General features: G+C 60.5%; 10 protein-coding genes. 9 read left to right on the top strand and 1 reads right to left on the bottom strand.

Translation table 11 applies throughout. The features are described 5' to 3' along the window. Positions 1-427: 427 nt before the first annotated feature. Entirely contained in the window at positions 428-643 is a 216-nt protein-coding gene (gene rmf, locus AB4O11_RS17930; RefSeq protein ID WP_003223300.1) for a ribosome modulation factor, read from the top strand. Positions 644-895: 252 nt separating this feature from the next. Here the strand turns inward: rmf and AB4O11_RS17925 are convergent, their stop codons facing one another. Continuing rightward, positions 896-1,915 carry a quinone-dependent dihydroorotate dehydrogenase gene (locus tag AB4O11_RS17925; protein ID WP_034152862.1) on the bottom strand — a complete coding sequence of 340 codons (1,020 nt, stop codon included), beginning with the start codon at positions 1,913-1,915 and terminating at the stop codon, positions 896-898. A gap of 223 nt (positions 1,916-2,138) precedes the next feature. Between AB4O11_RS17925 and AB4O11_RS17920 the strand changes: the two genes are divergently transcribed. The 8 genes from AB4O11_RS17920 (at position 2,139) to cobA (ending at position 13,949) form a co-directional block, all read left to right on the top strand. Next, positions 2,139-3,350 carry a CmpA/NrtA family ABC transporter substrate-binding protein gene (locus AB4O11_RS17920; protein WP_460127717.1) on the top strand — a complete coding sequence of 404 codons (1,212 nt, stop codon included), beginning with the start codon at positions 2,139-2,141 and terminating at the stop codon, positions 3,348-3,350. Positions 3,351-3,365: 15 nt separating this feature from the next. Further along, positions 3,366-3,941, top strand: coding sequence for an ANTAR domain-containing response regulator (locus AB4O11_RS17915; RefSeq protein WP_007916390.1), 576 nt, complete (start codon positions 3,366-3,368; stop codon positions 3,939-3,941). Positions 3,942-4,374: 433 nt separating this feature from the next. Then, entirely contained in the window at positions 4,375-5,586 is a 1,212-nt protein-coding gene (locus tag AB4O11_RS17910; RefSeq protein ID WP_095047741.1) for a nitrate/nitrite transporter, read from the top strand. A gap of 7 nt (positions 5,587-5,593) precedes the next feature. Beyond that, positions 5,594-7,264, top strand: coding sequence for a protein kinase domain-containing protein (locus tag AB4O11_RS17905; protein WP_460127715.1), 1,671 nt, complete (start codon positions 5,594-5,596; stop codon positions 7,262-7,264). Positions 7,265-7,686: 422 nt separating this feature from the next. Next, entirely contained in the window at positions 7,687-10,140 is a 2,454-nt protein-coding gene (nirB, locus tag AB4O11_RS17900) for a nitrite reductase large subunit NirB (RefSeq protein WP_460090275.1), read from the top strand. Further along, positions 10,137-10,454 (top strand): nitrite reductase small subunit NirD, encoded by a 318-nt coding sequence (gene nirD, locus AB4O11_RS17895; RefSeq protein WP_016985592.1) that lies wholly within the window; start codon positions 10,137-10,139, stop codon positions 10,452-10,454. The genes nirB and nirD overlap by 4 nt, the downstream gene beginning before the upstream one ends. After that, a complete protein-coding gene (locus AB4O11_RS17890) occupies positions 10,454-13,168 on the top strand; it encodes a nitrate reductase (protein ID WP_460127713.1) in 2,715 nt (904 codons plus the stop codon). Before nirD ends, AB4O11_RS17890 begins: the two co-directional genes overlap by 1 nt. A gap of 13 nt (positions 13,169-13,181) precedes the next feature. Next, positions 13,182-13,949 carry a uroporphyrinogen-III C-methyltransferase gene (gene cobA / locus AB4O11_RS17885; RefSeq protein WP_099758461.1) on the top strand — a complete coding sequence of 256 codons (768 nt, stop codon included), beginning with the start codon at positions 13,182-13,184 and terminating at the stop codon, positions 13,947-13,949. The last annotated feature ends 6 nt before the right edge of the window (positions 13,950-13,955 follow it).

Genomic DNA, 13,955 nt, shown 5'->3' with positions numbered 1-13,955 from the left:
TTCCATCCCCGCTGCTCGGGTTAAAAGAGCTTAGATGCCGGGACAGATAAAAAAGTTGATGAAACAAAAAGTCTTAAAGCGACCCTTCGTCGCTTTATACCCCAGCGCAAACGTGGGTCATTCTCACTAAAGAATTAACCCCATCATGCAGCGCGGGGCCGATCATACCGGGGTTTGCTGAAAAACCGTGCATGAAACCCGTCGTTACTTATGGCTGTAGCACCAATTTCGTTACGTCCTTATGACAAAACGATCATTCCCTCGGTGTGACTCATTGGTTAGAACTGAACACAGGTTGACGTCGCAACGGCGTCAACACCTTGGCTCGCCACGCCGGCAGCGAGCCGCACCATGGCAGGTTTCTTCTGCCAGACCTCAGTTGAGGTCAACGCGACACAAAACAGTCAACAAGTGAGGGAAACACCCTATGAGAAGACTTAAGCGTGATCCGTTGGAAAGAGCATTTTTGCGCGGATATCAATATGGCGTTGGTGGCAAATCCCGTGAGCTTTGCCCATTTACTCTACCGTCGGTACGCCAAGCCTGGATTAACGGCTGGCGAGAAGGACGCGGCGACAACTGGGACGGTATGACCGGCACTGCGGGAATCCACAGACTCAACGAACTTCACGCCGTCGGCTGACACAGGGCATTAATTCCGACACGACAATCTGAATTTGTAGCGACTTACCATGCACGTCCTTCCCGGACGGCGGGCTGCGGCCCAGGGGCTCCTTCGAGGAGCCCTTTTTATTGCATGGATTTTTGTGCCGAGCGCATAACCTGTAGGAGTGAGCCTGCTCGCGATAGCGGTCTGTCAGTCGCTGATGAAGTGACCGAAAGAAAGCTATCGCGAGCAGGCTCACTCCTACAAGGGAACAGTGGTGTCTATGGATCAGCGCAGGGCGGCGATCGCGTCTACCGATTCACGAATCAGCGCCGGGCCTTTATAGATAAAGCCAGAGTAGATCTGCACCAGGCTCGCACCGGCCAGAATCTTCTCGGCAGCATGCTTGCCTTCGGTAATCCCGCCAGCCGCAATGATCGGCAACCGCCCAGCCAACTCACCCGCCAGCACCTTCACGGTATTGGTGCTCTTCTCCCGCACTGGTGCGCCGGACAAACCGCCCGCCTCGTCGCCATGCTCCATGCCTTCGACGCCAACACGGCTCAGGGTGGTGTTGGTCGCGATCACCGCGTCCATGCCGGTTTCGATCAGCGCCTGAGCAACCTGTGCGGTTTCTTCATCGGTCATGTCCGGCGCGATCTTGATCGCCAGCGGCACATGCTTGCCGTGACGCAAGGCCAGTTCGGCGCGACGTGTGGCCAGATCGGCGAGCAACTGCTTGAGCGAATCACCAAATTGCAGGCTGCGCAGGCCCGGAGTGTTCGGCGAGCTGACGTTGACTGTCACGTAGCTGGCGTGAGCGTAAACCTTGTCCAGGCAGATCAGGTAATCGTCGACCGCGCGCTCAACCGGCGTATCGAAGTTCTTGCCGATGTTGATACCCAGCACGCCTTTGTATTTCGCCGCTGCCACGCGCGCCAGCAGGTTATCGACACCGAGGTTGTTGAAACCCATGCGGTTGATGATCGCCTCGGCTTCCGGCAGACGGAAGATCCGTGGTTTCGGGTTGCCCGGCTGCGGGCGTGGGGTCACGGTGCCGATTTCAACAAAACCGAAACCCAGTTGCGCGAAGCCATCGATGGCCGCGCCGTTCTTGTCCAGACCGGCCGCCAGCCCCACCGGGTTCGGGAACTCGAGGCCCATGACCGTCACCGGCTTCTTTGCCGGCGCCTTGCACAGCAAGCCGTTGAGGCCCAAACGCCCACCCGCGCCGATCAGATCCAGCGACAGATCGTGGGAGGTTTCCGGGGAAAGTTTGAACAACAGCTGACGGGCCAGGGTGTACATGGGCGGCGATGACTCGGGCGGCGAAAAGAGGCGGCGATTATAGCCGGGCATCGACCTGCGGCGCGAGGCGCACGCGCAAATCACTGGCACTGGCATATGCCTTGCACCCTCCTGGCTATCAGCGCGCCGGTCAATGACGGCAGGCGGGCACGGACAATGGCGTCGTCTTCGGGGTTTGCCTGCGCAAAGTCCGGGGCGGCGCTTTTTTTTCGAGGTACGTCGGATGAATGAACCTTCGGTAGGGCCACTGGCCTGGGTCAATGGCAGCGATGCCCCGGAAAAAAGCGCGATCAACCTCGGCTTCATGGCCCTGAGCGATTGCGCGTCGGTGGTGGTCGCAGCCACACAGGGCTTCGCCCAGCCTTATGGATTGACGCTGAACCTCAAGCGCCAGAGCTCATGGGCGAATCTGCGCGACAATCTGGTCAGCGGCGAACTCGACGCCGCGCACAGTTTGTACGGACTGATCTACGCCGTGCACCTGGGTATCGGCGGGGTCGCCCCGACGGATATGGCCGTACTGATGGGCCTGAATCAGAACGGTCAGAGCCTCAACCTCTCTCACGGCCTGCAAAACCTCGGCGTGAGCAGTCCTGAAGCACTGGACCGGCATGTGCACCAAAGCCGCGCAAAACTCACCTTCGCGCAGACCTTCCCCACCGGCACTCATGCCATGTGGCTGTATTATTGGCTGGCGAGCCAGGGCATTCATCCATTGCAGGACGTCGACAGCGTGGTGGTGCCGCCGCCGCAAATGGTCGCGCACCTGCAAGCCGGGCGTATCGACGGTTTTTGCGTCGGCGAACCGTGGGCCGCCAGTGCAGTGCAGCAGAATCTCGGTTTTACCCTGGCCACCAGCCAGACCATCTGGCCCGATCATCCGGAAAAAGTCCTTGGTTGCACTCGCGAATTTGTCGAGCAGTATCCGAACACCGCACGGGCGTTGGTGATGGCGATCCTTGAAGCCAGCCGCTTCATCGAAGAAAGCCCGGAAAACCGCCGCAGCACCGCGCAGTTGCTTAGCGCGCCGGAATATCTCGATGCGCCAGTGGCGTGCATCGAACCGCGTTTTCTCGGTGATTACGCCGATGGCCTCGGCAATCGCTGGCAGGATCCGCATGCGCTGCGTTTTCACGGCAACGGTGAAGTGAATTTGCCGTACTTGTCCGATGGCATGTGGTTCATGACCCAGTTCCGCCGTTGGGGTTTGCTGCGCGAAGATCCGGACTACCTCGGCGTCGCCAGCCAGGTTCAGCGGCTGGACGTCTACCGCGACGCCGCCACCGCCGTCGGCGTCGCCGCATGGGGCACCGACATGCGCAGCAGTCAGTTGCTCGACGGCAAGGTCTGGGACGGCAGTGACCCGGCCGCTTACGCGCGCAGTTTCAAGTTGCACGCGCTGAACGACGACGCCCCCCTTCTCGCCCGCCGCTGACAGGAGACCGCGAACATGTTGCGCATTCTGTTGATCAACGACACAGCGAAAAAAGTCGGGCGCCTGAAAGCTGCGTTGACCGAGGCCGGTTTCGAGGTGATCGACGAGTCCGGCCTGACCATCGACCTGCCCGCGCGCGTCGAAACGGTGCGCCCGGACGTGATCCTGATCGATACCGAGTCACCGAGCCGCGATGTCATGGAGCAAGTGGTACTGGTCAGCCGCGACCAGCCACGGCCGATCGTGATGTTTACCGACGAGCATGACCCCGGTGTGATGCGTCAGGCGATCAAGTCCGGGGTCAGTGCGTACATCGTCGAAGGCATTCACGCCCAGCGCTTGCAGCCGATTCTCGATGTGGCGATGGCACGATTCGAGAGTGATCAGGCCTTGCGCGCGCAGTTGCAGGCGCGTGATCAGCAATTGGCTGAACGTAAGCGCATTGAGTTGGCCAAGGGGTTGTTGATGAAGATGAAGGATTGCAATGAGGAAGAGGCTTACACCTTGATGCGGCGCCAGGCGATGAGTCGGCAGCAGAAGCTGATTCAGGTGGCGGAGCAGATTATTGCGATGAGTGAGTTATTGGGCTGAGGTGTTCTGACAGCTTAAGAGCCCCTCACCCTAGCCCTCTCCCGGAGGGAGAGGGAACCGATTGGGGGATGCTCGGGAAATACGCCGACCTGCAATTCCTTCTGTGAATCCATAATCGACTCGGTGTTTCAGGTCGATGTTTGAGGTCCGACACCTCGGTCAGTCCCCTCTCCCTCTGGGAGAGGGCTAGGGTGAGGGGCTTTTGATTTTCCGGCTGTTGGCACAAATCTCGCTAAGTAAAACGCACAGGTAACCAACGGCGGTTGCCCCACCTACGACAAAGACGTCGCTCACCCGTTCGCCCAACCGGCGCATCAGGGAGCGGCGTTTTTGCGTTTTGGCCCCACAGACCGGGGCCGGTGGTGCGGCCGTGGCGGCGCTCCACCTGCTGTTGCATGACTCCTTTCGAGACTCTTTTCAGCTGAGGTGCGCGATGAATTCAAGCTTCTGGAAATCCGGCCACACCCCGACATTGTTCGCGGCCTTCCTCTATTTCGACCTGAGCTTCATGGTCTGGTACCTGCTCGGTCCGCTGGCGGTGCAGATTGCCGCCGACCTGCAGCTAACCACGCAACAACGCGGTCTCGTCGTCGCCACGCCGATCCTCGCCGGTGCAGTGCTGCGTTTTGTGATGGGCATGCTCGCCGATCGGCTGTCGCCGAAAACCGCCGGCCTGATTGGCCAGGTCATCGTCATCTGCGCGCTGTTCGGCGCCTGGAAACTCGGCATCCATAGTTATGAGCAGGCGCTGATATTGGGTCTGTTCCTCGGCATGGCCGGCGCCTCGTTCGCCGTCGCCCTGCCGTTGGCGTCGCAGTGGTACCCGCCGCAGCATCAAGGCAAAGCCATGGGCATTGCCGGTGCGGGCAACTCCGGCACCGTTTTCGCCGCGCTGCTCGCGCCGGTACTCGCCGCCGCGTTCGGCTGGAGCAATGTCTTCGGTTTCGCTCTGATCCCGCTGATTCTGACCCTGGTGCTGTTCGCCTGGCTGGCAAAAAACGCCCCTGAGCGGCCGAAAGCCAAAGCCATGGCTGACTACTTCAAAGCCCTGGGCGACCGTGACAGTTGGTGGTTCATGTTTTTCTACAGCGTGACCTTCGGCGGCTTTATCGGCCTGGCCAGCGCCCTGCCCGGCTACTTCAACGATCAGTACGGTTTGAGCCCGGTGACCGCTGGCTACTACACCGCAGCCTGCGTGTTCGGCGGCAGCTTGATGCGGCCGCTGGGTGGCGCACTGGCTGATCGCTTCGGTGGTATTCGCACGTTGCTGGCGATGTACACCGTCGCCGCCGTGTGCATCGCGGCCGTCGGTTTCAACCTGCCAAGTTCCTACGCTGCTCTGGCGCTTTTCGTCTGCACCATGCTCGGTTTAGGGGCAGGCAACGGCGCAGTTTTCCAACTGGTACCGCAGCGTTTTCGTCTGGAGATCGGCGTGATGACCGGGCTGATCGGCATGGCCGGCGGCATCGGCGGTTTTGCCTTGGCCGCCGGTATGGGCGCGATCAAGCAGAGCACCGGCAGCTATCAGTTGGCGTTGTGGTTGTTCGCCAGCCTTGGCGTGCTGGCGTGGTTTGGCCTGCACGGCGTCAAGCGTCGCTGGAGAACCACCTGGGGGTCGGCGGCAGTGACGGCGGCGCGGGTCTGAACCTTCGATGGCCCTGCAACTGAGTTTCGCCGAAGCCAGCGCCACCGGTCCGCGCGCGGAGAATCAGGACGCTTTGCGTCTGGTCACGCCCGCGCCGGCGCTGGCGGCGAGCAAGGGTTATCTGTTCGCTATCGCCGATGGCGTCAGCCAGTGTGCCGATGGCGGACTGGCCGCGCGCTCGACCTTGCAGGCGCTGGCGCTCGACTACTACGCCACGCCGGAAACCTGGAGCGTGGCCCAGGCACTGGATCGCCTGCTGCTCGCGCAAAACCGCTGGTTGCAGGCCAACGGTGGTGGGCAACCGTTGCTCACCACGGTCAGCGCCTTGGTCATGCGTGGTCGGCGTTTCACCCTCGCCCACGTCGGCGATTGCCGGGTGTATCGCTGGCACGCCGACAGCTTGCAGCGAATCAGCGAAGACCACGTCTGGGATCAGCCGGGCATGCAGCATGTGCTCAAGCGTGCGCTAGGGCTGGATCAGCATCTGGTGCTGGACTTCCTTGATGGCGAACTGCGCGACGGCGAGTGCTTTGTTTTGCTCAGTGACGGGGTCTGGTCGACACTCGGCGATACCGCCATTGCGGCGATTCTGCGTGATCAACCGGATCTGCACAGTGCCGCGCAGACGCTGATCAACGCCGCGCATCTGGCGGGGAGCCAGGACAATGCCAGTGCTTTGCTGGTGCGGGTGGATGCTGTCGGTGAGGCGAGTATCGGCGATGCGCTGATTCATCTGCAGCAATGGCCCCTGCCGCCACCGTTGAAACTCGGTCAGTCATTCGAAGGCTGGCAAGTGCTGGAGGTTGTCGCTCAGAGCCAGCAATCGCTGCTGTATCGGGTGCTTGATGGACAAGGTCAAACGTGGCTTCTGAAAACCCTACCCACGCGTTCCGCCGATGATTCCTACGCCGGGCAAGCACTGTTGTCCGAGGAATGGTTTCTGAAACGCGTAGCCGGTCGCCACTTTCCTGAAGTCCATGCCTGCCAGCAGCGTCAGCATTTGTACTACGTGATGCGGGAATATTCCGGGGCGACGCTGGCACAGCTGTTTCAACAGTCAGGCCCGCTGCCGTTGGCACAGTGGCAGGACATCGCCGAGCGCCTGTTGCGTGCGGTCGGGCTGCTGCATCGGCGGCAGATCCTGCACCGGGACATCAAACCGGAAAATCTGCACGTGGGGGACGACGGCGAATTGCGTCTGCTGGATTTTGGCCTGGCGTACTGCCCAGGCTTGTCCGAAGACGCGCCATCGACGCTGCCCGGGACACCCAGTTACATCGCTCCGGAAGCATTTCGCGGTGATCCGCCAAGTGTGTCGCAGGATTTGTATGCGGTCGGTGTGACCCTGTATTTCCTGCTGACAGGGCATTTTCCCTATGGCGAAATTGAAGCGTTTCAACGACCGCGCTTTGGTCTGCCGGTGAGCGCCAGTCGCTATCGGCCGGATCTGCCGGAATGGCTGGCGCAGAGTCTGGAGCGTGGCGTGGCGGCTGATCCGCAACAACGGTTTGAAACGGCTGAGGAATGGCTGTTGGTGCTGGAACAGGGTGAGCGGCGGAGTTTGAGTGTGCGGCCCAGACCATTATTGGAGCGTGAGCCGTTGAAGGTCTGGCGGACGATGGCGTTGCTGGCGTTGCTCGGAAATGTGGCGCTGCTGGTTTTGTTGTTTCACAGTTGAACCGCGTCGCGTCATTCGCGAGCAGGCTCGCTCCCACAAGGAATTTGTGAACGACAAAGATCCACTGTGGGAGCGAGCTTGCTCGCGAAGGGGCCCGCCCAATCACTACAAATCCACCTGCCTGAATGCCCCACGAACGAGCAACCCGCCTCGATTCAGTGCAAAAAATTACCCTCAAAAACTGCCAAACCCCAATAAACCCGCCACCGCCCCCACTTGGCACAACCACTGCATTACCCCACCCAACACACACATAAAGCCCAACCTTCAACGACGAAGGCTGCGCTTCCCGAGAGAACGGGACCAGGACAAAGGCGTCCTCGCTAGGCAACTAGCGGGACGCCTTTTTTTGTTTGCGCAAAATTTCTCGAGCAAGGCCTGACTGCCCACAAGAGGCCAGCCGCAGCTCCCCGGAGAACCTGATGAAAAAACTCAAACTGGTGATGATCGGCAATGGCATGGCCGGGGTCCGCACCCTCGAAGAACTGCTCAAGCTGAGCAACGAGCTGTACGACATCACGGTCTTCGGCGCCGAACCGCACACCAACTACAACCGCATCCTGCTGTCGCCGGTGCTGGCCGGTGAGCAGACTTTCGAGGAGATCGTGCTCAACGACCTCGACTGGTACCTGGAAAACAACATCAAGTTGCTGCTCAACCGCAAAGTGGTGGAGATCGACCGGGTCAAACGCCGGGTGATCGCCGAGGACGGCACCGAAGCCGAATACGATCGCCTGCTGATCGCCACCGGTTCGACGCCGTTCATCCTGCCGATCCCCGGCAACACCTTGCACGGAGTGATCGGCTATCGCGACATCGCCGATACCCAGGCAATGATCGACACCGCTAAAACCCACAAACACGCGGTGGTCATCGGTGGCGGTCTGCTCGGGCTCGAAGCCGCCAATGGCCTGATGCTGCGCGGCATGCACGTCACCGTGGTGCACATCGGTGAGTGGTTGCTGGAACGTCAACTCGACAAAACCAGCGGCCAACTGCTGCAAAACGCTCTTGAATCCCGTGGCCTGCACTTCCGTCTGTGCGAACAGACTCAGGCGCTGCACGACGCAGGCAATGGCCGGGTCGGCTCGGTGCAGTTCAAGAACGGCGAGATCATCCCCGCCGATCTGGTGGTAATGGCTGCCGGTATTCGTCCCAACACAGAATTGGCGGAAAAGGCCGGCATCCCGTGCAATCGCGGGATTCTGGTCAACGACACGCTGCAAACCTACGACCCGCGCATTTATGCCATCGGCGAGTGCGCCAGCCACCGCGGCATTGCCTACGGTCTGGTCGCGCCGTTGTTCGAACAGGCCAAGGTCTGCGCCAACCACCTCGCACAACTGGGTTTCGCCCGTTATCAGGGTTCGGTGACCTCGACCAAATTGAAAGTCACCGGCATCGATCTGTTTTCTGCCGGCGATTTCATGGGCGGCGAAGGCACGGAAACCATCACCCTCTCCGACCCGATTGGCGGCGTGTACAAAAAACTGGTGATCAAGGATGACGTGCTGGTCGGCGCCTGTCTGTACGGCGATACGGCAGATGGCGGTTGGTATTTCCGGCAGATTCGTGAGAATCACGCCATCGGCGAAATCCGCGATCACCTCATGTTTGGAGAAAATGCGTTAGGCGACGTAGGACATCAAGGCCAGGACAAAGCCATGGTCATGGCCGACACCGCCGAAGTCTGCGGCTGCAACGGCGTGTGCAAAGGCGCCATCGTCAAAGCCATTCAGGAACACGGCCTGTTCAGCGTCGATGAGGTGAAGAAACATACCAAGGCTGCCAGCTCCTGCGGCTCCTGCGCCGGGCTGGTCGAACAGATCCTGATCAACACCGTCGGCGGTGCGGCGGACGTCAAACCGAAGAGCGAAAAAGCCATCTGCGGTTGCAGCGACCTCAATCACGGGCAGATCCGTCAGGCCATCCGCGAGCAACATCTGCTGACCATCGCCGGCACCATGAGCTACCTCAACTGGCGCACGCCGAACGGCTGCGCAACATGCCGCCCTGCCCTCAACTATTACCTGATTTCCACTTGGCCCGGCGAAGCCAAGGACGATCCGCAATCGCGCCTGATCAACGAACGCGCCCACGCCAACATTCAGAAGGACGGCACCTATTCGGTGGTGCCACGGATGTGGGGCGGCGTGACCAATCCTTCGGAACTGCGGCGGATTGCCGACGTGGCCGACAAGTACAACGTGCCGATGGTCAAGGTCACCGGCGGTCAGCGCATCGATTTGCTCGGCATCAAGAAGCAGGACTTGCCCGGCGTCTGGAAAGACCTCGACATGCCGTCCGGGCATGCCTACGGCAAATCCATCCGCACCGTGAAAACCTGCGTCGGCAGTGAGTTCTGCCGCTTCGGCACGCAGAACTCGACGCAACTGGGCATCGAGCTCGAGCACGATCTGTTCAACATGTGGTCGCCGCACAAAGTGAAACTCGCCGTCTCCGGTTGCCCACGCAACTGCTCGGAAGCGGGGATCAAAGACGTAGGAATTATCGGTGTCGACTCCGGTTGGGAGATGTACATCGGCGGTAACGGCGGGATCAAAACCGAAGTCGCCGAGTTCTTCGTCAAGCTGAAAACCGCCGAGGAAGTCCGCGAATACAACGGCGCGTTCCTGCAGCTCTACCGCGAAGAAGCCTTCTACCTCGAACGCACCGTGCACTACCTGCAACGGGTCGGCATGGAGCACATCAAGAAAGCCGTGCTCGAAGACCCCGAGCGTCGCAAGGCCCTGAACGAGCGCCTGCAATTCTCTCTGTCGTTCGAGCAAGACCCTTGGAAAGAGCGTCTGGCGCAGCCGCAACTGAAGAAAGAATTCGACGTAATTCCCGTGAAAAACCTGGAGGTGCCGGCATGAACTGGCTGGATATCTGTGCCCTCGACGAGATCAATGCCCTCGGTTCGCGAATCATTGCCGGGCCGAAAGGTGACATCGCGATTTTTCGTACAAGCGACGATGAGGTTTTCGCCCTCGACGACCGCTGCCCGCACAAGGGCGGACCATTGTCGCAAGGTTTGATCTACGGCAAACGTGTGGCCTGCCCGTTGCACAACTGGCAGATCGACCTCGAATCTGGCGAAGCTCAGGCGCCGGACATCGGTTGCGCGCACCATCACCCGGCGCGGGTCGAAAACGGTCGTGTGCAACTGGCCCTGCGGGACGCCATCTGATGAACCGCCAGACGACCGCCTCGACCTGCTGTTATTGCGGGGTCGGCTGCGGCGTGCTGATCGAGCATGACGGCGAGCGCATCCTCGGCGTCAGCGGCGATCCGGCGCACCCGGCCAACTTCGGCAAACTGTGCAGCAAAGGCTCAACCCTGCACCTGACCGGCGACCTGGCAGCCCGCGCGCTGTACCCGGAACTGCGTCTGGGCAAAGGCCTGGCGCGCAGCCGAACGGATTGGGATACGGCACTGGAACACGCTGCCAACGTGTTCGCCGAGACCATTGCCGAGCACGGCCCGGACAGCGTGGCGTTCTATATCTCCGGGCAGTTGCTGACCGAGGACTATTACGCCTTCAACAAACTGGCGCGGGCGTTGGTCGGGACCAACAACATCGACAGCAATTCGCGCCTGTGCATGTCTTCAGCAGTGGTCGGCTACAAACGCAGCCTCGGCGCCGATGCTCCTCCGTGCAGTTATGAAGACCTGGAACTCAGCGATTGCGTGATGATCGTCGGCAGTAACATGGCCTACGCCCATCCGGTACTTTTCCGTCGGCTGGAAGAGGCAAAATCCCGCCGCCCACAGATGAAAGTCATCGTCATTGACCCACGGCGTACCGACACCAGCGACCTCGCGGATCTGCACTTGGCGATTCTGCCGGGCACCGATGTCGCGTTGTTTCACGGAATTCTGCATCTGTTGCTGTGGGAAGACTGGATCGACCGTGACTTCATCAAGGCGCACACCGATGGCCTCGCCGACTTGAAAAATCTGGTGCGCGATTACACCCCGCAAATGGTTTCGCAACTGTGCGGGATCAGTGTCGAGCAACTGCAGCAGTGCGCTGAATGGGTGGGCACCTCGCCGAGTTTTCTGTCGCTGTGGTGCATGGGCCTGAACCAGTCCACCGCTGGCAGCGCGAAGAACAGCGCACTGATCAATCTGCATTTAGCTACCGGGCAAATCGGCCGTCCGGGTGCAGGACCTTTCTCCCTTACCGGTCAGCCAAATGCCATGGGCGGGCGCGAAACGGGCAGTTTGTCGAATCTGTTGCCGGGCCATCGAGACGCGGCCAACCCTGAACATCGCGCCGAAGTAGCGGCATATTGGGGCGTTGATCGGTTGCCGGAAAGTACCGGTCTCAGTGCCATCGAACTGTTCGAGCAAGTGCGCAACGGCAAGATCAAGGCGTTGTGGATTGCCTGCACCAACCCTGCGCAATCGATGCCGGACCAACATGCTGTGCGAGCAGCGCTTGAGACCTGCCCGTTTGTGGTTCTGCAAGAAGCCTTTCGCACCACCGAAACCGCAGCATTCGCCGATCTCCTGCTGCCTGCCGCCAGTTGGGGCGAGAAAGAAGGCTCGGTGACCAATTCCGAGCGACGCATTTCCCACGTGCGTAAAGCCATCCTCCCACCGGGTGAGGCGCGGCCGGACTGGGAGATCACGATAGATTTCGCACAACGTCTAGAGAAACGTCTGCGTCCCGCTGAGTCGAGCCTGTTTACGTTTAACCAACCTGCGCAGTTGTTCGATGAATTCAAAGGGCTGACCCGTGGACGGGATCTGGATATGTCCGGGATCAGCCACGCGCTGATCGACGAGATCGGACCGCAGCAATGGCCCTTCCCTGTCGGAGCGCGGCAAGGAACGCCACGACTGTACGAGGACGGGATTTTTCCGACCGCCAACGGACGCGCGCAATTCATATCCGACCCGTATCGCGCCGCTAAAGAGCAGCGCGATGCTCGCTTTCCACTGACGTTGATCACTGGCCGCTTGCGCGATCAATGGCACGGTATGAGCCGCACTGGCACGGCAGCGCAATTGTTCGGGCATGTCAGCGAAGCGGTGTTGAGCCTGCACCCGGACGAAATGCGCCGGCATCGTTTGCAGCCGGGCGATCTGGTCAACCTTAAAAGTCGTCGCGGCGCGGTAATCGTCGCGGTTGGCAGCGATGACAGCGTACGTCCGGGGCAAGCGTTTCTGCCGATGCACTGGGGCGACCGTTTTCTCAAGGGCGGTGTGAACAGCCTGACCCTGCCGGACTTTGATCCGCTGTCGAAGCAACCGGAACTCAAACACAACGGTGTGCGCCTCGAGCCGGTCAGTCTGCCGTGGCAACTTTTCGCACTGATCGAGGGTGATGTTCAACGGCATTTCGAGACGCTACGACCGCTCTGTGAGGCATTTTCCTACGTGAGTCTCAGCCTTGTCGGACGTGAACGATCGGCATTGCTCATACGCGCGGCCAGCAGCGAAGCTCCGAATGCGCAATTGCTCGGTGAAATCGACCAATGCCTGTCACTGATCGACGGCCCGGTATTGGCTTATGACGATCCTCGCCGCGCCATTGGCAAACGCGTGCGCATTGAAAACGGCCGGATCACTGCGATCCGGTTAGCCGGTGAAACCCTCGCTCAGCATTGGCTGCAAGGGTTGTGGCTGGAAGGCCGTGCGGATGAGCAACTGCGGCGCTGGCTATTGGCGCCAATGAGTGCGCCGCCGGGCAGTGTCGGGGCGCAAATGGCTGTGGATAAAACCCTGTGCAACTGCAAGAACGTCAGCCTCAACGCGGTCTGCGCCGGCATTCGCCAAGGCCTGGATCTGCAGGGCTTGAAAAACCAACTGGGCTGCGGCACGCAATGCGGCTCGTGCGTCCCGGAAATAAAACGCTTACTGGCTGCCGACGTGCAGCCAGCCGCCGTTATCTGATGAGGGAAACACCATGAACGCAAAAGTCTGGCTGGTCGGCGCGGGGCCGGGTGATCCGGAACTGCTGACCCTCAAAGCGGTGCGCGCCCTGCGCGAGGCCGATGTGGTGCTGATCGATGATCTGGTCAACGACGCGGTGCTGGAACACTGCCCTGACGCCCGCATCATTGCAGTGGGTAAACGCGGCGGCTGCCGTTCGACGCCGCAGGCATTTATCCATCGGTTGATGCTGCGCTATGCCCGCCATGGCAAGTGTGTGGTGCGGCTCAAGGGCGGCGATCCGTGCATCTTCGGCCGTGGCGGCGAAGAGGCGCAGTGGCTGCGTGAACGTGGCGTCGAAGTAGAGTTGGTCAATGGCATCACCGCCGGGCTGGCCGGGGCGACGCAGTGCGATATTCCGCTGACGTTACGCGGTGTGGCACGCGGGGTGACGCTGGTGACTGCACACACCCAGGACGACAGCCAGTTGAACTGGCAGGCGCTGGCGCAGGGTGGTACGACGCTGGTGGTTTATATGGGCGTGGCCAAGCTTGGGGAGATTCGCGATCAACTGCTGGCAGGCGGGATGGTGGCGGATACGCCGGTGGCGATGATCGAGAATGCATCGTTGCCAGAGCAGCGCGAATGCCGGAGTGATCTGGCGAGTATGAGTGATGATGCGCGTGCGTTTGGATTGAAAAGCCCGGCGATTCTGGTGATCGGGGCGGTGGCGGCTGTTGTTGAAGAACAAAAGATCGCAGCCTGCGGCAGCTCCTACTTTGGATCTGCATTGGTCCTGTGAGCTGCC

This window comes from Pseudomonas sp. H1_D05, from assembly GCF_054682705.1.
This window is presented reverse-complemented; position numbering and strand designations above follow the sequence as displayed.